This is a genomic window from Embleya sp. NBC_00888 (assembly GCF_045207655.1).
Lineage (GTDB): Bacteria > Actinomycetota > Actinomycetes > Streptomycetales > Streptomycetaceae > Embleya.
This window is the reverse complement of the sequence record NZ_CP108784.1, coordinates 7,979,406-7,998,834: the sequence shown is the minus strand read 5'-3', so window position 1 is coordinate 7,998,834 and position 19,429 is coordinate 7,979,406. Positions and strand designations below refer to the sequence as shown.

Below are 19,429 nucleotides of genomic sequence, written 5' to 3'. Positions count from 1 at the left end.
TCTGCGCAGCGGGGCCGGGCCGTCGCTCCGTACGTTCCCCGGCAGGGGCTGTCAGCGTCGGGTGACGCCGTAGCCGCTGTCGTGCAGTGCCGCGGTCCACACGTCGCGATCGAACCACTTGTCGATGTCGGGCATCAGCGTGGAGACGGCGTCCATCCGCGCCTGCCAGTCGTGACCGGCCGGACCACGCGCGCCCTCGCACCCGTCACAACCGTCCTCGCCGTGGATATGCCCCGCCATCCACGCGTTCACCGCCACGTTGTCGTCGGGGTTGTGAACTGACCAGCGACCGCTCGGATCCGCAGGGGAGGGAACGCCCACGGGCGCCCAGGGATCATCCGCAAGCTGACTGGCCTGACTGATTGTCAGGGCATGCGGCTAGGGTCCGGCCCGTGACCGACGCGCTCTTCGACTTACCCGCGCAGACCGCCAAACCGCCGCCGTACAAGACCTGCGAAGCCTTTCCCGAGGGCTCCGACTATCCCCCTTGTCCCAGGCCGATGAAGCTCAACCGGTTATGCGACGCTCACGACCAGCAGCGGCGCGCCGGTAAGAGGCTCGGACCGATCCGGAAACGACGCAGGAACTTGCCCGAGTTCTGCGTTTTCACCCTCGAAGGCGGCGAATTAGCCGAACCTTGCGGTAAACCCACGATCTCGGACGGCTACTGCAACGCGCACTACCAGCAGCGCGCGCGACGCGGGAAGCTGGTCCCGCTCCACACGCTTCGGATCAGTCAGGAGCGGGTGGAGGTACTGCGCAGGCAGGGTATGAAGTGGTGCCCATTCTGCAAGACAGCGAAGTCGTTCGAGGCGTTCCCCTCGGGTTCTAGCGTCGACGGGTGCGCACCGTACTGTTCACCGTGCCACGCCGATTACTGCACCGCCAAGCGGTTCAGCTTTCCCTCCGTGAACGCACTGTGCGAGTTCCGTGAGTCCCGCGACCACCGATGCGACATCTGCAAACAGCAGTGGCAGGAAGGCGATCCAGCCTTCCACATCGACCACGACGGGACATGCTGCGGCAGGAACAGGTCCTGCGGGAAGTGCGTCCGCGGATACCTCTGCCAGATGTGCAACACATGTGGTCTTGCGTGGTACGAGGCGGTTGGCCGGGCGACCGCTACCATCCCCCTCTTCGAGGACTACCTATCGCGGTACGCGACTCGCAGGAACGGCAGCCTTGCGGACGCCGCTCTTGATTGACCGTTGACCACCGGTGGACACCCACTGAGGCTGAGGTGCAGCTCGGTTCGGATCGTGTCAGTGCGCCATCCATTTGGATCATCGCTCAGCCAGCCCAGTCAGTCGGGGGCTCGGCAAGATCGATGAGCATCTGGGTCAGCTGCCGCATCGGGTCCCACTCGCTTCCGAGTGGCTCCTGGTGCGATTCAGCTTCGCCTCGATGCGCTTCTGGACGTAGGCCTTGTCCCTGAGTTCGCCCTGGTAGTCGTCCATGGAGTCGATGCGACTCTTCCAACGGACTGGGATCAGTTCGCCGTCGGTTCCGAGCAGACACCCCCTGCCGAAATAGAACTCCACCGAACAGGCTCGGCCTGTGACATCGTCGCGCCCAAGGCCTGACGGGCCGAGGGTGGGGTCGGACTACCTGCACGACGAGTACGGCGACCTGGACAGCGACTACATGTTCGTCAACCTCTGGGCGGCCCCTACGGGCGTCCGTTGAGCTACGCGGCCGTCTACGACCTGGTCCTGCGGATCCGCCGCGACACCGGCATCGACTTCGACCCCCACTGGTTCCGGCACACCCGGGCCACCCTGCTCCTGCGCCGGAAGGTGCCCATCGAGGTGGTCAGCACCTTGCTCGGTCATTCCTCGATCGCGACCATGCTGGACATCTACGGCCACCTGTCCGCCGAGGACGCCCGCCGGGCCCTGGATTCCGCTGGCTTCCTGACCGGACAGGAGGTGCGGTGGTGACCGCCGCAGCGTCGCCGATGCCGGCATCGGGACTGCTGGGCAAGCTGATGGCCGCGGTCCGCCCGGAGTTCCGGGTCGACATCTTCGTCCCCGAACGCGGCGCGCTGATGTTCGACTCCGCGCCGTGCCGGGTGGCGGGCTGCGTCCGACAGCCGCGCACCCGCGGGCTCTGCAAGGGCCACTACTACCAGTGGCAGGACGAAGGCCGCCCCGACATTGAGGGGTTCGCCGCAGCCGCCTCTCCGGAGGGACTCGGACGCAGGGAACTCACCGTCTGCGTCGCGCCCGGATGCCGCTACGGTGGCACCCGCCGAGGGTTGTGCGTCCGGCACCACGGATTCTGGGAACGGGCGGGAAAACCGAATCGCACGGCATGGCTGGCCAGCCTCGACCCGGTCCACAATCCCGATCACCCGGTCTGCGCGTTGTCCTGCTGCTCGTTGTGGACGCAGGGGCGGTCGCAATTCTGCGTCAACCACCGGTCGCGCTGGGAAGCGGTGGGTCGGCCGGACCTCGACGAGTTCACGGTGCTCTGCGAGTCCTACGGCGACGACCGCTTCGACTTCAGGCCGCTCGGGGATCGTCGCCAACTCAAAATGGAGCTGCAGTACGCCCTGCAGTGTCGGCACGACGAGCGCCAGGGCAAGACGCCCGCTGCCGTCGCGCGCCCGGTCATCACGCTGGTCACAGCGAGCCCGGTGGCCTCGCTGCTGGACTGGCCGATCGAACAGTGGATTGAGTTCTTCGACGCCCGTCACGCCGCGAAACACGGTCAGAACGGGCAGGCGGCCTTCCTGCGCTACGCCTACCGGCGTCTGGAGGACCTGCTCTGCGGCAACGGATGGGAGACTGAATTCCCCAGGGACATCTGGGAGTTGCACCGCCTCGGCATCGAGGGCCGCAAACGGCTGCGGTTCGACGGCATCCCGCAGCCTTGGCTGCGCGAGCTGGCCAAGCGGTTCGCCCGCTGGCGCTTCAGCATCGGCCGCAGTCCCATCCAGACCTACATCGACATCCAGGCCGTGACCCGCCTCGCCCGCTTCCTGGCCTCACCGCCGGTCGGCATCACCAGCCTTGCCGGCATCGACCGGACGACGCTGGAACGCTACCTGGCCGACCTGGCCACCGACCCCCGCGCAGTGCGCTCCCGCAGCAGGGACATCAGCTCACTCGGCGCGTTACTCTACGCCATCCGCCGCCACGAATGGGACCGGACCCTGCCCGCCGGCGCCGCGTTCTACCCCGACGACTTCCCCAAACCCGAGAAGCGCCTGCCCCGCGGGCTCGCCGAGTACGTCATGGCCCAAGTCGAACAGCCGGACAATCGACCGCTGGCACAACCCCGACAGCCGACTGCTCACGGTCGTCCTGATGCGCTGCGGCCTGCGCATCGGAGACGCCAGCACGATCGCGTTCGAATGCGTCGTGCGCGACGGCGACAACGCCCCCTACCTGCGCTACGTCAACCGCAAGATGAAACGCGAAGCCCTCGTCCCGATCGACGAGGAAGTCGAGCAGGCCATCACCGAACAGCAGCGGCGGATCCTGCGTCGTTGGCCGGACGGCAGCCCGTGGTTGTTCCCGGCCCCGAAGATGAACCCCGACGGCCGGACCCCCTTGAGCACGCACTCCTACCGCGGTCAACTCCGCGATTGGCTCGGCCGGTGCGATATCCGGGACGAGCACGGCCGCGCCGTCCGCCTGACGCCCCACCAATGGCGCCACACCTTCGGGACCAGGCTGATCAACCGGGACGTCCCGCAGGAAGTGGTACGCGTCCTTCTCGATCATTCATCCGGCGAAATGACCGCTCATTACGCCCGATTGCACGATTCCACGGTCCGCCGGCACTGGGAGAAGGCCCGCAAGTTCAACATCAAGGGCGAGCACGTCACCGTCGATCCCGCCGGCCCGCTGGCGGAAGCCACCTGGGCCAAGCAGCGGCTCGGGCGCGTGACCCAGGCCCTGCCCAACGGCTACTGCGGACTGCCGGTGCAGAAGACCTGCCCTCACGCCAACGCTTGTTTGACGTGCCCGATGTTCGTGACCACCAGCGAGTTCCTCCCTCTGCACCGCGAACAGCGCCGGCAAGTCCTTCAGATCATCTCGGCCGCCGACGCGCGAGGCCAGACCCGTGTGGTCGAGATGAACCAGCAGGTCCTGGACAACCTGGACCGGATCATCACCGGCCTCGAAACCGACACCGACGAGCCGGAGGCGACCGCCGATGCGAGCTGACAACAGCCGCCACATCATCGAAGCCGCCCACCGCCGCAGCGGACTCACCCGCTCCAAGGCAGTCCAGGCGCTGCGCGCCCTGGACACCGCCGGCGCACCGGTCACCTTCGAGGCAGTGGCAAAACGAGCGGGCGTCTCGCGGTCCTGGCTCTACGGTCAGCCGGATCTGCGATTGGAAGTCGAGCGCCTGCGGGCTGCACACCGCACAGCACCCTCGTCTGCGCTCCCCGCACGTCAGCGCGCGTCGGAGGCCTCATTGCTGCGGCGCCTGGAGGCGGCCAACGCCCGCTCCCGGCAGTTGGCGGAGGAGAACCGGGGCCTTCGGGATCAGCTCGCCCGCGCACTCGGCGAGCAACGAGCAGACAGAATCACGAGGGATCAAACGAGGGGAAGATGGTGAGTACCGCTGACGAGCAAGACCGACTTCTACGTGGGCCGAGAAGAGACCTCAAGCGAGCGCGCCAGGACCCGGCGACGTGGCTCGACTTGGCCTTCCTCGCGGAGCATCTCCACGAAGGTCACGTGACCGACCGCAACAGGGCCGCCCGCTTCGGAGTTCTCTGGGCCCTTCAATACGACCGCCGCCCTCAGGATCTTCCTCTCCTACGCTTCCTCCTCCAACAGCAGACCACCTTCCACCAAGAGGCCGTCTCCTGGGGAATGGCCCCAGATCTGACGCTGGCCGGCTTCCTGGTCGCCGAGCACCGACAGGTGGAGGATCTCTGGCTGCACTGGACCGCCAAGAACGTCAGCTTCGACACGGCTCTCGGCTACCACCTCTACCATCTGCTGACTGGAGGTGTCGCAGCTACCGTCGAAGCAGTGCGAGCCAGTGCCCACCCTGATCGTGACCGCATCCTGGGCGACATCACCTCGGACCGCCACACCGACGCCGCCGTTGAGGAGTGGCTCAACGGACAACGCGCACGGTTCCCAGCCGCCCCGGCCGACGAGAGCCTCAAATCCTGGGCCCACCACGCCGCGCGCCTCGGCGAACGCGAGGCATCCCGTCTGTTCATGACCGAGTGGGCAATCGGCGAGCCACGCACCGAGGCCACGCTCAACACGCTCCAGTTTCACCTGGCTCAACTCGGCTACCTCACCGAAGCAGTGGCGGTGCAGAGAGAAGCCATCGCGATCAGCGAAGCATCGTGGCCGGGGGCAAAAGCGAGTAACCTGCTTGCGCTTGCGCAGTTGCAGCGACGAGCCGACGACCTCTCGAGCGCGTGGAAAACACTCGAAGAGGTTCGGAGCATCCTGCCATCCGACAAGCAGGGATCGTGCCAAGGACTGTGGCGGCACTTCGCCAAGGAGTGTTTCCTCCTCGTCCCGCTCACACCCGACGACTCCACAGCTCGCCGTCGGCTTGCCGCGAGTGACCAGCACCTGCAAGGGATCCCTCGGCTTTGGATGGACGGAGTCCTCGACGCCGCCGTCGCGGCTGCCGAACAGGCCGATGATCCGCAGACACTCCACCGCTACCGCACATTGCAGCAGGCCGCAGCCTGTGAACGTGAGCAGGAATTCAGTCAAGCGACCCGCGGTACTGCGTCAGGACCGACAACCTCGTGAACCTCAGTACCTTCCGCAAGGAAATGAGCGATCCCGACAGGATCCAGCGCAGCGTGTCTCACCCGGGTAACGATCAGTCAGTGACGTGTCGTGCGACGGGAATTGCGAACCGTGCCTCGACGACAACGTACCCGACGCTAATGCCCAGTTCACAGACGCGAAGCATGACCGAACTCAAGATAATCCAGTGGCAGGTGGGGCACCGGTTCGCGTCGACCACGGCCATCTACACCGGGGTCGGCGGAGACTTCATGGACACGATGATGCGCAAGGCTTTGGACCGGGCCTATCGAATCGACCGGGAGATGTGACGTGAGCGCCAAACTCGACTACCAGTGGCACCTTCGGCAGGTCATGGCGACGCGAGGAATGTTCTCCACGACGGATTTGCGCCCGCTGCTGGCCGAACGCGGCATCGACCTCTCGCCCAGCCAGGTCTACCGCCTCGTCGTCGACAAGCCGGAACGGTTGAGCCTGCGAACACTGGTGGCGCTCATGGACGTTCTCGACTGCCGCATGGAGGAACTGGTCGAACCCGTCGCCGCCGGCGTTCCGCAGCGACGCCGGGCGGCCCAAGGCGCGAAGGCGGGCGAGTCGGACCTGGGGGCACTCAGGCCCAGGCGGGCCAGGATCGTCCGGGACCAAGGATGACCGCCGGCGGTGACCCGCACGGACGCGGCCAATGCACCCGGTGTGCCCGCCTCGACAAACCGGACCACCACCTCTCCACGCTCCACGACCACCTGGCCCGCGCGGCAACCGGCATCGATCACCTCGCCATCGCGGAAGCGGTACGGGAAGCGGCTCCGACCCCTGCGGACGTGCGCAAGCTCGCCTGCGAACTGACCGCGCGTCCTGCGTTGTTGACGGGCGACGGCGCCCACGGTTCGGCCCGCCTGCTGCGGCTGATCCACGCCCTGCCGGCGCGCGACGCCCGCGGCGTGGTCATGCCCCCGTGCCCGTGGTGCGCACGGCAACTGCCGCTGACCACCGTCCACGACAAGCTGCGCTGCTGCGCCGGATGCCCGAAACGACTGCGCCGAGCGGCGTGCGTGGACTGCGGGGCAATCGGCCCAATCGGACGGGGCCACGACGGACGTCGCCTGTGCAGGCCCTGCCGTACCCGCGACGCGGGCGGCCACAGCCGGTGTTCCCGCTGTGGCCGAAGCCGCGAGGTCCGCCAACGCGGCGAACAGGCCGGCGTCTGTTTCGGCTGCGCGCCCCATCCGACGGCGGTGTGCTCGGTCTGCGGCCGGACCACCCCCTGCCTGCGTGCCGACACCGACGCTCCGCGCTGCCCCGAATGCTCCCGCGCCCGCGAGGCGTGCAGCGGCTGCGGCCGCACCCGCCGCGTCACCACCCGGACCTCCACCGGCGATCCCGTGTGCGGCAGTTGTAACGTCACCGTCGACGACTGCGCCCGCTGCGGACGACGACGGCGCGTCAACACACGACGAACCACCGGCGAATCCCTGTGCCGCCCCTGCCGTCTCCAGGACCCCGATCGGCGACAGCCCTGCGCCGACTGCGGCACGATCACCATCCCGCGTCGCCGGCCGCTGCACCGCGTGCGCCGCCGCACGACGCCTGCGCGAACTCCTCGCCGACCCCGACGACACCGTGCCGCCACCTCTGCGACCGGTCTACGACGCCCTGATCGACGGCCCACCGGCGCAAACTGCTGCACTGGCTCGACAGGCCCGGACCGGCCGCCTTGCTGGCCGCACTCCACACAGACCGGAAGCCCGTCACGCACGAACTGCTCGACCGACAAGGCAGCACCGCCGGCAGCCGACGACTGCGCACCGTCCTGACCCTCCACGGCACACTGCCCGCCCGCGACGAGCACCTCGCCGCGCTCGAACGCTGGGTGACGGCCTTCCTCGACACCATCACCGACACCCACGATCGCCGACTCCTGGACACCTTCACCACCTGGCACCACCTGCGCCGACTGCGCCGTCGACACTCACCCACCCGCCCCCTGTCGCCGAACACCGCAGCCGGTATCCGCACCGGCCTGACCCAGTCCGTCCGCCTTCTGGAATGGCTGCGCCACCGTGGCGTGACACTCTCCGAATGCCGTCAACAGCACATCGACTCCTGGCTCGACCAAGGCAGCGTCATGCGGTTCACCGCCCGCGGCTTCGTGCAATGGGCTGCCCGCACCCGCCACATCGACAACCCGATCGACTTCCCGCCGATGCCCTGCGATCGGCCCTACCGCGCCCTGCCCGACGACGAACGCCGGCGCCTGGCCCACCGATTCCTGCACGACGACACCATCACCACCGTCGACCGCGTCACGGGCCTGCTCGTCCTCCTCTACGGCCAACCCCTCACCAAGATCGCCCACCTCGCCACCGACCACATCCACCACGCCCCCGACGGAATCCGCCTCGCGCTGGCCCCCACCCCGTCACCGTCCCCCCACCCGTGGACCGACTCCTCCTCACCCTCGCCACACGCAAGACCGACCCCACCGACGACAAGCGCTGGCTCTTTCCCGGGTCTCGGCCCGGAAACCCGTGCAGCGCCGGCCATTTGCGCGCCAGACTCGCCACCCACGGCCTGCCCTCCCGTCAAGGACGCAACAGCGCCCTGATCGATCTCGCCCGCCGGATGCCCGCCGCCATCCCCAGCGAGACCCTCGGCATCGCACCGGCCACCGCGGCCGTCTGGGCCGGCGTGACCGGCAGCCCCAGGGCCGGATACGCAGCCGAACTCGCACGCCGCACCCCGCCGCCCCCAGCACACCCCTGAACCCGAACAACCACCGCCCCTTCCGGGTCTCGACCATCGGGCGCGGTTGACCGCGCCGTCGTCGGCCTGGACGCGTGGTTCGCCACCGGGACGTCAGACCGACCCCGGGCGCCCCGGGACTGGAGAGTCTGCTCCCGGAGGTGACAGGCTCGCGCGGGTGCGGCGATTGGAATTGCCGGCGGATCTGTTCGGGGACGTGTCGGAGAAGTTGATCGACGTGTGGCGGGCGCGGGCGGCGAAGGAGTACCCGCGAACCTCGCGCGGATGAGGCCGCCGATGCGGCTGATGTTGTTGGCCGCGCTGCCTACGGAAAACTCGGAAGACCCGACGTTTTTACAGTCCCGCATCCGGGGATACTGGACGTCCGCGTCGGGGTGGCGGGGTGTGCCGGGTCATGCTGTCCTCCTGTCGTCGATCGCGTCGAGGTTCCAGGCAATGCCCAGGCCCGCGGCATCGGGCGCGACGGCGTGCCCGTCGCGGACCCGCATCTCGTCATGGGTGATCGCGCGCAGTTGTGGGATGTGTTCGACGTAGCGTCCGTTGGGTACGGCGGCGGTGAGGCTGACGTGCAGTTCCATCAGGAAGTGCGGGCACACCTCGACGTTGAACGTCTCGGCGAGGTGGGCGACCTTGAGCCACGGGGTGATCCCGCCGACCCGGGCGACGTCGACCTGCACGATCGATGCCGCGCCGCGGGCGAGATAGTCGCGGAACTGGCCCGGGGAGTACAGCGATTCGCCCACCGCGATCGGGATCGACGTCGAGCGGGCGAGCGCGACGTGGCCCTCGACGTCGTCGGCCGGCAGCGGCTCCTCGAACCAGGCGATGCCCACCTCCTCGAGCGCGGCGGCGCGGCGGCGGGCCTCGGCCGCGGTCATCGACTGGTTGGCGTCGACCATGATGTCGAGCCTGTCCCCGACGGCCTCGCGTACCGCGCGCAGGCGTTCGACGTCCTGCTCGATCCTGGGCTTGCCGACCTTGAGTTTGACGCCCTGCCAGCCGGCGGCCTGTGAGGCCAGCGCCCCGGCGACGAGTTCGTCGGTGCTCAGGTGCAGCCAGCCGCCCTCGGTGTCGTACAGCGGCGCCTCGGGGCGGAAGCCGCCGGCCACCCGCCACAGTGGCTCGTCGGCCCGCAGGCAGCGCAGGTCCCACAGCGCGGTGTCCACCGCGGCCAGCGCGAGCGAGGTGATCGCGCCGACGGTGGTCGATCGGGTGGCCGCGAACAGGTCGTGCCACACCCGTTCGATCTCTCGGGCGTCGCGTCCGGCGAGCCGGGGCAGGAAGTGGTCGCGCAGTATCGCGAGCACGGAGGTTCCGCCGGTGCCGATCGTGTACGAGTAGCCGGTGCCGATGTTCCCGTCGTCGGTGGTCAACTCGACGAAGACGGTTTCCTGCTTCACGAATGCCTGTACCGCGTCGGTGCGTTTTGTTTCCACCTCCACGTCGATCATGAAGGCATTCGTCTTGATGATCCTGGTCATGGGGCCTCCGGGGTCGTGGGTGCGGGTGTGCGTGCGGTGTGGTGGGAAGGCGAGATGTCTCAGGGGCGGGACCGGACCGAGGTCTTGAAGCCGTTCATCAGATGGTCGGTCTTGGTCTCTGGTGCTCGGCGTCGTGGGTGCCGACGTCGTCCCGGGTGACCGCGAAGGAGCCGGAGTCGATCACGGCTTCCTGCCGGTACGCCACACACGACCCACGACACCCCCCGGTCACGGTCGGTGCGCCGCTGTCGGCTCAGGCCTGTTCGAAGACTTGGCGTTGGGTGCCCAGGCCCGCGATCTCGAGATCGACGATGTCGCCGGCGCGCAGGTACGGCCGGCCCGGTAGACCCAGGGCGACTCCGGCCGGCGTTCCGGTGTTGATGACGTCGCCGGGTTCCAGGACCATGTACTGGCTCAGGTACCAGACGATGTACGGCACGTCGAAGATCATGTTCTCGGTGTTGCCGTGCTGGCGCGGCACGCCGTTGACGGACAGGCGGAGCGCGAGGGACTGCGGGTCGCCGGCCTCGTCGGGGGTGACCAGCCAGGGGCCGAGCGGGTTGAAGGTCTCGCAGGATTTGCCCAGGTCCCACTGTCCGGAGTACTCCAGTTGGAACTCGCGCTCGGAGACGTCGTTGCTGATCGTGTATCCGGCGATCACGGGGGCGGCGGCGTCGGGCGATTCGAGGTAGCGGGCCCGGTTGCCCATCACGACGGCGAGTTCGACTTCCCAGTCGGTCTTCGTCGAGCCACGGGGGATCGACACCGTGTCGCGGGGGCCGACGACGGTGGCGGGGTCCTTCAGGAAGACCACCGGCCGAGAAGGGATCGGTGCGCCGGTCTCCTGTGCGTGGTCGCGGTAGTTCAGGCCGATGCATACGACCTTGCCCGGACGGGTCACCGGGGCGCCGATCCGTACGCCGGCGAAAGGGAGTTCCCGCAACAGCCCGCCTTCGGCGGCGGCCCGGGCTCGTTGGAGGCCGCCGGAGGCCAGGAACGCGGAGTCGATGTCCGTCGTGACGGTGGACAGGTCCAGCAGCCGTCCGCCGTCCGTCAGGATCGCCGGGCGTTCGCTCCCCGGGGCGCCGATGCGCAGTACCTTCATGTCGGACTTCCCTTCGTGGTGGGGCATCCGCCCTCCAGGGCGGTCGGCATCCGCCGTACGGTGTCGCTCATTCCAGGAAGAAGATGGAAGGGATCTCGGTCCACTGCCGTCCCTCGGGTGTTCCGGGGAGGCGTTCCTGGCAGGGGTCGGTCAGCCTCCACCACTCCTGGGTGATCGGGTCCCGGGACATGCGGGCCATGTCCGCGTCGAAGTCGGTTCCCCGGTACTCGAAATAGCTGAACAGGAGCTCTTCGTGGAGGAAGATCGAGTAGTTGGAGATGTTGCACGCTCGGAGTCGGTCGAGCACGCCGGGCCAGGGATCGGCGTGCAGGCGCTTGTACTCCTCGAGCTTCTCGGGCCTGACGCGGATCACCGATGCGATCCGTCGGACCCCGTCGCCCGTGCTCTCGTTCATCGCTCTCCTCGGGGAAGTAGTCCGTACACGCGGGTCGCCGTGCCGGCGAAGACGCTCGCCTGTTCGGTCGCGCTCAACGAGCCGGTGAGGGTCGCGGCGGTGTCGACCACGTCGCGGTAGGAGGCCGCGAGCAGGCAGACCGGCCAGTCGGAGCCGAACATGAGTCGGTCCGGCCCGAATTCTTCAAGCGCCGTCTCGGCGAAGGGGCGCAGGTCGCGCCAAGACCACGTCCGCCAGTCGGCTTCGGTGACGAGGCCGGAGAGCTTGCACACGGTATTGGGCAGTGCGGCCAGCGTCTTGATGTCACCGGCCCAGGGGGTCCTCTCGCCTGCCGCGATCGGCGGCTTGCCGAGGTGGTCGAGAACGAGGGTGAGTTCGGGCAGTGCCGCGGCGGCGCGGGCGGCCGCGGGGAGCTGGTGGGGTTGTACGAGCAGGTCGTAGGCGAGTCCCGCCGAGGCGACGGCCGCGAGTCCGCGGATGACGTCCGGGCGGATCAACCAGTTCGGATCCGGCTCGTCCTGTACGGGGTGGCGGATGCCCACCAGGTGTTCGCCGCCCGGTAGTTCACGAAGCGCGCCGATGGCTTCCGCGACATCGGGCGCGGTGAGGTCGACCCAGCCGACCACCCCGGCGACCAGCCGGCTCGCCGCGGCGAGCGCGAGGAATTCGGGGGTCTCCCCGGCGACGGCGATTGTCTGGACCAGGACGGTCGAGGCGACCTTTGCCGAGGCGGCCTCGGGCTCCAGTTCGGCGAGTGCGAAGCTGCGCCTTATCGGGGCGAGGGCCGCGCCGGCGAGCCAGGGCTGGTGGCGCGCGGAGAGGTCCCAGACGTGATGGTGCGCGTCGACGATGGGATGCGGGGTCATGGGAAGGTCACCTTGGGTGTGCTGAGGACGAGCGTGGGTGTCCCAACGGGGCGGGCCGCACCGACGACGGCTCCGGGGAGGGTTCGTCGCCCACGTCGATTCCCGACGATCGTGCGGTCCACGCCGGACGTGCGCGACAGCGGACGCGGATCTTCGACGCCGAACCGACGGTGGCCGGAGGTCTTCTCGGAGTCCTCCGTCCCGCGAGGGTCCGCGGTCGCGGGATCCCACGGGCGAGGGCGGGCCTCGGTCACGATCATTCGAGACGCTCCCAGAGGTCGTCGGGGATGTCGAAGGCGGCCATCGCCACGGCGTCGGACACCTCGGCGGGAGTGCGCGCGCCGACCAGTACGGTGTCGACGGCACGATGGGCGGCCGCGAATTGCAACGCGGCGGCCCGCTGCGGGACTCCGCGCTCCGCGCACGCGTCCCGCAGCCGCAATGCGTGGGCGAGGATGTCGGCGCCGGCGGGCGCGTAGTCGAAGCGGGCGCCGGGGCGCGGGTCGGCGAGCAGGCCGCTGTTGTACACGCCGCCGGCCAGTACCGAGACCCCGCGCTTCGCGCAGTGGTCGAGCAGCGTGCTCCCGCCGCGGTCGAGCAGGGTGTAGCGGCCGGCGAGCAGCACGCAGTCCACGTCCGTCTCGGCGACGAAGCGATCGAGCATCGCGCACTGGTTCATCCCGGCCCCGACCGCCCCGACGACACCCTGGTCGCGCAGTTCCATCAGGGCGGGAATCGCCTCCCCGGACGCCTGTTCCCAGTGCTCGTCGGGGTCGTGCACGAGCGCGATGTCGATCCGGTCGAGCCCGAGCCGGCACAGGCTCGCCTCGACGGATCGCCGCACTCCCGCCGCGGAATAGTCCAGGACCCGGCGTCGACGTGGCGTTCCGAAGAATCCGTCGCCGTGTTCTGGCGCGTCCGGGTCGTCGACCAGCAGCCGGCCGACCTTCGTGGACAGCGTGTACTCGGCTCGCGGGACGCCGCGCAGGAATCTGCCCAGGCGCTCCTCGGAGAGCCCCGCACCGTAGTGCGGCGCCGTGTCGAAGCAGCGGATCCCGCCGGCCCAGGCGGCTTCGAGTGTTGCCTGCGCCGCGGCCTCGGAGAGCGGTTCGTACAGACCGCCGAGTCCCGCGCATCCCAGGCCCAGCGCCGCGCCCTTCACCGTGCCTCTGCGGTGCGCAGCCGCAGGCCCTGCATCCCGCCGTCCACGGCCAGGCTCGTCCCTGTCGTGGAGGCGGCGAGCGGGCTGGCGAGCGAGCAGATGGCGAACGCGACCTCGTCGGCGGTGACCAGGCGGCCCATCGGCTGCCGGGCGTTCAGCGCGACCCGCTCCGCGTCCGCGTCCGCGGCGTTCCCCAGCAGTCGGCCCACCCATGGAGTGTCGGCGGTGCCCGGGTTGACGCAGTTGACCCGGATGCCCTCGCGGACGTGGTCCGCCGCCATCGCCAGTGTCAGCGATTGCACGGCGCCCTTGGACGCCGAGTACAGCGCCCGTTGAGGCAGTCCGGCGGTCGCGGCGACCGAGCAGGTGTTGACGATCGCCGCGTGGTGCGAGGCGCGCAGATGCGGCAACGCCGCCCGGGTGACGCGTACGATCCCCACGACGTTCACGTCGAATACCCGGTGCCACTGGGCGTCGTCGTTGTCCGCGACCGTCCCGGTGGCGCCGATCCCCGCGTTGTTCACCAGGACGTCGATCCCACCGAGCAGCGCGGCCGCACCACCCACGGCCTCGACCACCGACGCGTCGTCGCTCACGTCCGCGGCGAACACCGACAGGTCGGCATCGCCGGCCAACGGTGACACGTCCCGATCCAACACCGCCACCCGCGCACCGCGCGCCACCAGCATGCGCGCGGTCGCCAACCCGATCCCCGCCGCCCCACCGGTCACCACCGCCGCCAGCCCGGCGAAGTCCCCCTTCCCGGTCACGAGTTCCTCCCGACAAGACCCGAACGCAGCACCTTCACGAACGAACCCCCATCTCTCTCGACCCTGTTCACGTAACGAACAACATCCCGGTCACCAGCCCGCAGGCGCCTCACCCGACCCGACCCCGTTTCACTCATGCCTCCTTGTCTCCCTTCGCAACGGGGCCCGGGCAGAGGCGCTCTGCGCCCACTCAGATGCGTGTGCATCGCGGCGGCCGCGACGGAGACGCCTCTGCCCGACCGAAACCAACCCGAACCGACCCGACCCGACCCGCACCCGGGCTCGGCACACCTCGAACGCGCTCACCGTCGGCTCCCGGTTCCCGGTGAAGTCGGGGGTCGCCGCGCCATCGAGGCGTGTGTGTCCTAAGCGTCCCTGTACGCCTCGAACCCCTGCACGGTCGGCCCCGATCCGCTACCGGTGATGTTCAGCCGAATGCGCGTCGTCGTCACCGGCGCGAACCGCTCGGTCTGCACGACCGAGGGGTAGGACCGTGTGGCGGTCGGCACCCAGGTGCTGCCGTCCCAGTACTCGATCCGATACGTCGAGATCCGCGCGCCGTAGTGCTTGGCCTCGCGCACCACGACCCGGTCCACGGTGGTGGCGTCCGGGAACGTCAGGGTCAATTGCGCGGTGGTGACCGCAGCGTCCGTGGCCCAACGGGTCACGCCCGAACCGTCGTTCGCCTTCTCCGCGCCGTAGCCGGGGGCGCCGCTGTACACCGCGCTCGCCGTCGCCGTCGCGCCGCGCGCGAGGTCGACGCGGTTGCCGCGCAATCCGCGCCAGGCCGGTTCCAGGCCCGCGGCGTCGCGCACCGCCTGCGCCGCGGCCGGCCACGCGCCGCCGGTCACCAGGGTCGGGGCGGTCACCGCGTTCGAGGGGAGGGCGCAGCACAACTGTTTGAGCGTCGAGGTCCAGTTCCCGGTAACCGTGTTGTCGTGCGCCGGCGGCACGTGCAACGGGTCGGACGCGGAGCCCTCGTTGACCAGCAGCCACGCCTCGACGTTCTCCATCACGTTGCCGGTGGAGGTCCATCCGGCCGTGCCGTTGTCGAGGTAGCGCGCGCCGGTCGGCCAGGTGTCGGGCCCGTTCGCGTACACGTTGCCGCTGTCGATCGAGCCGGGCTGCGCGCCGAGTGTGTACAGCCCGCCGCCGTCGGCACCGGCGGTCATGAAGTCGCTCACCAGGTTGCCGACGACCTGGTTGTTGCGGGCGACGGTCGGCGTCTTGTACCCGCTCAGGCCGTCCTTGTCGAGGTAGCCCCAGCCCCAGCCGAGGCTGATCGCGGTGTACGGCAGGTCGGTGAGGTCGTTGTGCAGCACGCGCAGGGTGTCGGTGAAGCCGCCGAAGATGCCCACGCCGCCCTGGAATTCGACGGCGACGTGGTGGATCGCGTTGTTCTCGACCGTGATGTCGTGCATCCGATCGGCGAGGTTCGCCGGTCGGTGATCGGCGGGCAGGATGTCACCGACCTGCACCCCGCTGCCGGACACGTCGAACACCCGATTGCCGCGCAGCCTCACGTTGTTGGACGCCCGCTCGACGTTGATGCCGGCCGAGCCGACCCGGGTCACGGTGTTCGCCTGGAACAGCACGTCCGTCGCCCGTGCGATCGTCACGGCCGCCGCGGTCTTGGTCGTGCCGTCGTAGTCGTAGTGCGAGGCGTTCGGTCCGACCAGGGTGAAGTTGGCCTGCTCCTCCGCGAATCCCTCGGCCGTCCCCGGTCGCAGCCAGGTGCTGTCGGCGAACGTCAACCCCCGGAAATCCAGGGCCTGGACGCGCTCCGTCGCACTCCCCTCCACGCGCAGCAGCGACTCGGCCGTCGGGAGCGTGACCGCCACCGCGCCCGGACCGGTCATCCGCTGCCCGGGCTTGGGTCGGTAGTACACGTTGCCCTCGGCGCGATCGAGGTACCACTCGCCCGGCTCGTCGAGGAGCTCGTAGGCGTTCTCCACGAAGTACGGCGCGTCGTTTTGCAGATACGGCGAGCTGTGCGCGTTCTTCCAGCACGGCTGCGCCATCGTGATCGCGGTGCCCGAGACCGCGCCGACGGGGCAGCGGGAGTTGGTCCAGTTGACGCGATACACGAGGTCGATGTCGGTCGGGTTGCGCCACGAGCCGAGGCCGGTGGTCGTGGTGTAGCCGGTGGCCGTCTTGGTGAACCCGGCCGGGTTGTAGGCGCCGCGCGCGAGCACCGCGCGCTCGCCGTCGACGTATAGCTGTCGCGAGGTCACCTGCCCGACGGAGGCCCGGTACAGCGTGCCTGCGGCGTCGACGGGGGACCAACCCTGCACGGATTGGCCCCCACTGATCACCGGCGCGGCGCCGGGCTCGGCGGTCCACGTGACACGGTGCCCGTTGCGGCCCGAGTCCCGGGGGCCGAACGTCAGCGGATCGGTGACCCGATAGGTGCCGCCGGCCAGACGCACCTCGACGTCCTTGGTCATGTGGGCGGTGCGGGTCCGGACCTTGGCCTGCGCGCCGGCCAGGTCGCACGGCGCGCCGGGCGAACACGCCCTGCCGCCGCCGGTGGGGGACACATGCACAACGGTCGGGGCGGCGGCCGAGGCCCCGCCGGCGGCCGCCGACACCAGTGCGGACGCGGTGACCGCGACCGCCGTGCCCAGGACGGCCGCACGCCGGGCCGTCCTGGGCACACCGAACGCTCCGAGTGTTCTGAGTGCTCTGATACGGAACACGAAACCTCCAGTTTCATGCACGATTTGTGACTGGAGTGTGGAGGCCGAAACGAAAGACAGTCAAGGAAAAACACGAAAGCCCGGCAGATCACCAGGATCGTGCCGGGCCGTGCGACAACTCCCCACAGGAGCGCTGTGCCTGACAAGCCGCCGGCCGAGAGCGCGCGGCGCCCCAGACGGACCGCCGTCGCGACGTACTCAGCCGAACGCGCGCCGCATCCGCTCCCGCGACTGGGTCAGATGGGCCGTCATCGCCCGCTGTGCGGCCCGCCCGTCGGCCGCCTCGACGGCCCGCATGATCTCCTCGTGCTCGGCCAACGCCTGCGCGGCCATGCCGTCGTGGCCGTACATCGAGTAGGCGCTCATCTGGGTCAGCGTGCGGTCCAGGTGCTCGACCACCACGAGGTTGCCCGCGATCCGCGCGATCCCGCCGTGGAAGTCGCCGTCGCGGCGCCCCGCGTCGTCGGCCCGGGCCGCGCTTTCGGGGCCCTGATCCGGTGCGGGATCCGCAGCCTGGACCAGTGACGGCCAACACGTCGCACGCAGCGCGGCGACCGCGGCGGGGTCCTTGCGCTCGGCGGCCCGGCGGGCCGACGGCGGTTCGATCATCAGCCGGTAGTCGTAGAGATCCTCGATCGCCGAGCGGTCGAGCAGCGGCGACACGATGAAGCCGCGATACGGCTCCTTGCGGACCAGGCCCTCCGATTCCAGGCGGGCCAGCGCCTGGCGGATCGGTGTGTTGGAGACGCCGAGTTCCTTGGCCAGTCGATCCAGATTGAGCCTGCTGCCCGGCGGGACGCGATTGGCCACCAGGTTGGCGCGCAGCACGTCGTAGACGTCGTCCGCGAGCATCTTGCGCCGCTGGAGGGACGCTCCCCCGAGCAGGCCTTCGCCTGTCCCCGTTACCGCAGCCATGGCTCCCTCTTCGAGTTCATCGTCCGGAAACGATTTTGACACATCCGGTTGACACGGCGTCAGGCGGACATGAGACTTCCGGCATCGTACACGATTCCTGAACGCATGTGCTTGCTCAGTCACTAGGAGTGTCCGTGACCCTGCCCACATCCCTGCGAGCGCCACAGCGCACCACACCCTCGGCGACGCGCCGGCCGCGCCGCTGGTGTCGCGTTCTCCCGGCCGCCGCCGCGGCCTCCCTGCTCCTGGTCGCGTGCGGATCCGGCGACGGCGGTGCCAAGAAGCCGGGCGCCGCCGACGACCCGAGCGCACAACTCCTGGTGTGGACGGACTCGACCCGCCAGCCCGGCTTCGAGCAGTTCAAGAAGTCCCACCCCAACGTGCCGATGAAGATCGAGACGTACGACACCGAGACCCTGCTGACCAAGATCCAGCTCTTCAACCGCACCGGAAAGGGCTGGCCGGACGTCCTGTTCAGCCAGGTCCCCAACGACGTCGCCGCGTTGTCGAGCAAGCAGTACGACTTCGCCGAGCCGCTCGACGCACTGATCCCGGCCGACGTGCGGACCGGCTTCGGCAAGTCCAACGCCGACTGCACGATCGACGGCAAGCTGTACTGCCTCAAGAACGACCTGTCGCAGTCGGTGCTGTGGTACGACAAATCCCTGATGGACCAGTTCGGATATCAGGTCCCCACCACCTGGAACGAGTACCGCGACCTGGGCCTGAGGGTCGCCAGGGAACACCCCGGCTACATCGTCGGCACCGCCGGCTTCAAGTTCCTGTACTACGACTTCTTCTGGTCCAGCGGCTGCCCCCTCCAGCAGGTCACCGGCCCCGACCAGGTCGTCATCGACACCAAGGACCCGCGCTGCACCCGCGTCGCGGACCTGCTCGACCCACTGATCGCGGCCGGATCGGTCTCCCGCAGCGGCCCGTTCGACACCGACGTGATCAAACTGGGCCAGGAGAAGAAGATCCTGATGATGCCGGGCGCGTCCTGGTACGGCGACTTCGTCTTCAAGCCGGACAACTCGTTCAAGAGCGCCAAGGGCACGATCGCCGCAGCCGCCTACCCCACGTGGGAGGGAGAGTCGACGAACTGGTCCGGCTCCACCGGCGGCGGCATCTACATGGTGTCCAAGCACACCAAGAACACCAAGGGCGCCTACGACATGGCGCAGTGGATGGCCACGAGCAACGAGTACCAGAGCACCGCGGCCACCTACCCCGCGTACGGGCCCGCCGCGCAGGTGTGGAGTTCGCGCGTCAACGCCGACGGCTTCTACGCGAGCGACCCGTTCCCGGTGCTCCAGAAGGCGGCGGACCGGGTCAACCCGATCGAGGCCAACACCCGCTACGCGATCGAGGCCCCGATGACGGCCACCGTCGTGGAGAAGGTCCGCGGCGGCGGAAAGATCGCCGACGGCCTGTCCGAACTGGACAAGCAACTCACCCAGCTCGCCCAGATGAGCGGGTACACGGTCAAGTGAGTTCCTTGAG

At 69.1% G+C, this 19,429-nt stretch carries 19 protein-coding genes; 10 read left to right on the top strand and 9 right to left on the bottom strand.

Annotation, left to right across the window (positions count from 1 at the left end; genetic code table 11):
• Nucleotides 1-51 precede the first annotated feature (51 nt).
• On the bottom strand, nucleotides 52-252 hold the full coding sequence (locus OG948_RS33940; protein WP_406300142.1) for a hypothetical protein: 201 nt from the start codon (nucleotides 250-252) through the stop codon (nucleotides 52-54).
• Nucleotides 253-392: 140 nt separating this feature from the next.
• Here OG948_RS33940 and OG948_RS33935 point away from each other — a divergent pair, with 140 nt between their 5' ends.
• The 9 genes from OG948_RS33935 (at nucleotide 393) to OG948_RS33895 (ending at nucleotide 8,513) form a co-directional block, all read left to right on the top strand.
• Entirely contained in the window at nucleotides 393-1,205 is an 813-nt protein-coding gene (locus OG948_RS33935; protein WP_406300141.1) for an endonuclease domain-containing protein, read from the top strand.
• Nucleotides 1,206-1,682: 477 nt separating this feature from the next.
• Nucleotides 1,683-1,940, top strand: coding sequence for a tyrosine-type recombinase/integrase (locus OG948_RS33930; RefSeq protein WP_406300140.1), 258 nt, complete (start codon nucleotides 1,683-1,685; stop codon nucleotides 1,938-1,940).
• Nucleotides 1,941-3,311: 1,371 nt separating this feature from the next.
• Nucleotides 3,312-4,178 carry a tyrosine-type recombinase/integrase gene (locus OG948_RS33925; RefSeq protein WP_406300139.1) on the top strand — a complete coding sequence of 289 codons (867 nt, stop codon included), beginning with the start codon at nucleotides 3,312-3,314 and terminating at the stop codon, nucleotides 4,176-4,178.
• Nucleotides 4,168-4,578 carry a DUF6262 family protein gene (locus OG948_RS33920; RefSeq protein ID WP_406300138.1) on the top strand — a complete coding sequence of 137 codons (411 nt, stop codon included), beginning with the start codon at nucleotides 4,168-4,170 and terminating at the stop codon, nucleotides 4,576-4,578. Before OG948_RS33925 ends, OG948_RS33920 begins: the two co-directional genes overlap by 11 nt.
• A 122-nt stretch (nucleotides 4,579-4,700) precedes the next feature.
• A complete protein-coding gene (locus OG948_RS33915) occupies nucleotides 4,701-5,750 on the top strand; it encodes a hypothetical protein (protein ID WP_406300137.1) in 1,050 nt (349 codons plus the stop codon).
• A gap of 164 nt (nucleotides 5,751-5,914) precedes the next feature.
• The gene (locus tag OG948_RS33910; RefSeq protein WP_406300136.1) at nucleotides 5,915-6,061 is read left to right on the top strand and encodes a hypothetical protein; all 147 of its coding nucleotides are present in this window, start codon (nucleotides 5,915-5,917) and stop codon (nucleotides 6,059-6,061) included.
• A gap of 1 nt (nucleotide 6,062) precedes the next feature.
• Complete coding sequence (locus tag OG948_RS33905) at nucleotides 6,063-6,401, top strand: helix-turn-helix domain-containing protein (protein ID WP_406300135.1); 339 nt, start codon at nucleotides 6,063-6,065, stop codon at nucleotides 6,399-6,401.
• Between the two features lie 1,063 nt (nucleotides 6,402-7,464).
• Entirely contained in the window at nucleotides 7,465-8,355 is an 891-nt protein-coding gene (locus tag OG948_RS33900) for a hypothetical protein (RefSeq protein ID WP_406300134.1), read from the top strand.
• Nucleotides 8,356-8,372: 17 nt separating this feature from the next.
• Nucleotides 8,373-8,513 (top strand): hypothetical protein, encoded by a 141-nt coding sequence (locus OG948_RS33895; protein WP_406300133.1) that lies wholly within the window; start codon nucleotides 8,373-8,375, stop codon nucleotides 8,511-8,513.
• Nucleotides 8,514-8,905: 392 nt separating this feature from the next.
• On the opposite strand, the gene OG948_RS33890 is transcribed toward OG948_RS33895, so the two are convergent.
• From OG948_RS33890 to OG948_RS33855, 8 genes are all read right to left on the bottom strand, one after another.
• Entirely contained in the window at nucleotides 8,906-9,994 is a 1,089-nt protein-coding gene (locus tag OG948_RS33890; RefSeq protein WP_406300132.1) for a mandelate racemase/muconate lactonizing enzyme family protein, read from the bottom strand.
• 253 nt (nucleotides 9,995-10,247) lie between these two features.
• Nucleotides 10,248-11,099 carry a fumarylacetoacetate hydrolase family protein gene (locus OG948_RS33885; protein ID WP_406300131.1) on the bottom strand — a complete coding sequence of 284 codons (852 nt, stop codon included), beginning with the start codon at nucleotides 11,097-11,099 and terminating at the stop codon, nucleotides 10,248-10,250.
• A 67-nt stretch (nucleotides 11,100-11,166) separates the two neighbouring features.
• Nucleotides 11,167-11,514, bottom strand: coding sequence for an L-rhamnose mutarotase (locus tag OG948_RS33880; protein WP_406300130.1), 348 nt, complete (start codon nucleotides 11,512-11,514; stop codon nucleotides 11,167-11,169).
• Nucleotides 11,511-12,380, bottom strand: coding sequence for an amidohydrolase family protein (locus tag OG948_RS33875; RefSeq protein WP_406300129.1), 870 nt, complete (start codon nucleotides 12,378-12,380; stop codon nucleotides 11,511-11,513). Before OG948_RS33875 ends, OG948_RS33880 begins: the two co-directional genes overlap by 4 nt.
• Nucleotides 12,381-12,636: 256 nt before the next feature.
• A complete protein-coding gene (locus OG948_RS33870; protein WP_406300128.1) occupies nucleotides 12,637-13,542 on the bottom strand; it encodes an aldo/keto reductase in 906 nt (301 codons plus the stop codon).
• Nucleotides 13,539-14,312, bottom strand: coding sequence for an SDR family NAD(P)-dependent oxidoreductase (locus OG948_RS33865; RefSeq protein ID WP_406300127.1), 774 nt, complete (start codon nucleotides 14,310-14,312; stop codon nucleotides 13,539-13,541). The genes OG948_RS33870 and OG948_RS33865 overlap by 4 nt, the downstream gene beginning before the upstream one ends.
• A 365-nt stretch (nucleotides 14,313-14,677) precedes the next feature.
• Nucleotides 14,678-17,011 (bottom strand): discoidin domain-containing protein, encoded by a 2,334-nt coding sequence (locus OG948_RS33860; RefSeq protein WP_406300126.1) that lies wholly within the window; start codon nucleotides 17,009-17,011, stop codon nucleotides 14,678-14,680.
• Between the two features lie 198 nt (nucleotides 17,012-17,209).
• Nucleotides 17,210-17,926 carry a GntR family transcriptional regulator gene (locus OG948_RS33855; RefSeq protein ID WP_406300125.1) on the bottom strand — a complete coding sequence of 239 codons (717 nt, stop codon included), beginning with the start codon at nucleotides 17,924-17,926 and terminating at the stop codon, nucleotides 17,210-17,212.
• 134 nt (nucleotides 17,927-18,060) lie between these two features.
• Between OG948_RS33855 and OG948_RS33850 the strand changes: the two genes are divergently transcribed.
• Nucleotides 18,061-19,419 (top strand): ABC transporter substrate-binding protein, encoded by a 1,359-nt coding sequence (locus tag OG948_RS33850; protein ID WP_406300124.1) that lies wholly within the window; start codon nucleotides 18,061-18,063, stop codon nucleotides 19,417-19,419.
• Nucleotides 19,420-19,429: the final 10 nt, after the last annotated feature.

Coding starts and splice junctions, on each gene's coding strand:
- OG948_RS33925 (WP_406300139.1), top strand. CDS start 3,312: ATGCGCTGCGGCCTGCGCATCGGAGACGCCAGCACGATCGCGTTCGAA.
- OG948_RS33920 (WP_406300138.1), top strand. CDS start 4,168: ATGCGAGCTGACAACAGCCGCCACATCATCGAAGCCGCCCACCGCCGC.
- OG948_RS33910 (WP_406300136.1), top strand. CDS start 5,915: ATGACCGAACTCAAGATAATCCAGTGGCAGGTGGGGCACCGGTTCGCG.
- OG948_RS33895 (WP_406300133.1), top strand. CDS start 8,373: ATGCCCGCCGCCATCCCCAGCGAGACCCTCGGCATCGCACCGGCCACC.
- OG948_RS33890 (WP_406300132.1), bottom strand. CDS start 9,994: ATGACCAGGATCATCAAGACGAATGCCTTCATGATCGACGTGGAGGTG.
- OG948_RS33885 (WP_406300131.1), bottom strand. CDS start 11,099: ATGAAGGTACTGCGCATCGGCGCCCCGGGGAGCGAACGCCCGGCGATC.
- OG948_RS33880 (WP_406300130.1), bottom strand. CDS start 11,514: ATGAACGAGAGCACGGGCGACGGGGTCCGACGGATCGCATCGGTGATC.
- OG948_RS33875 (WP_406300129.1), bottom strand. CDS start 12,380: ATGACCCCGCATCCCATCGTCGACGCGCACCATCACGTCTGGGACCTC.
- OG948_RS33855 (WP_406300125.1), bottom strand. CDS start 17,926: ATGGCTGCGGTAACGGGGACAGGCGAAGGCCTGCTCGGGGGAGCGTCC.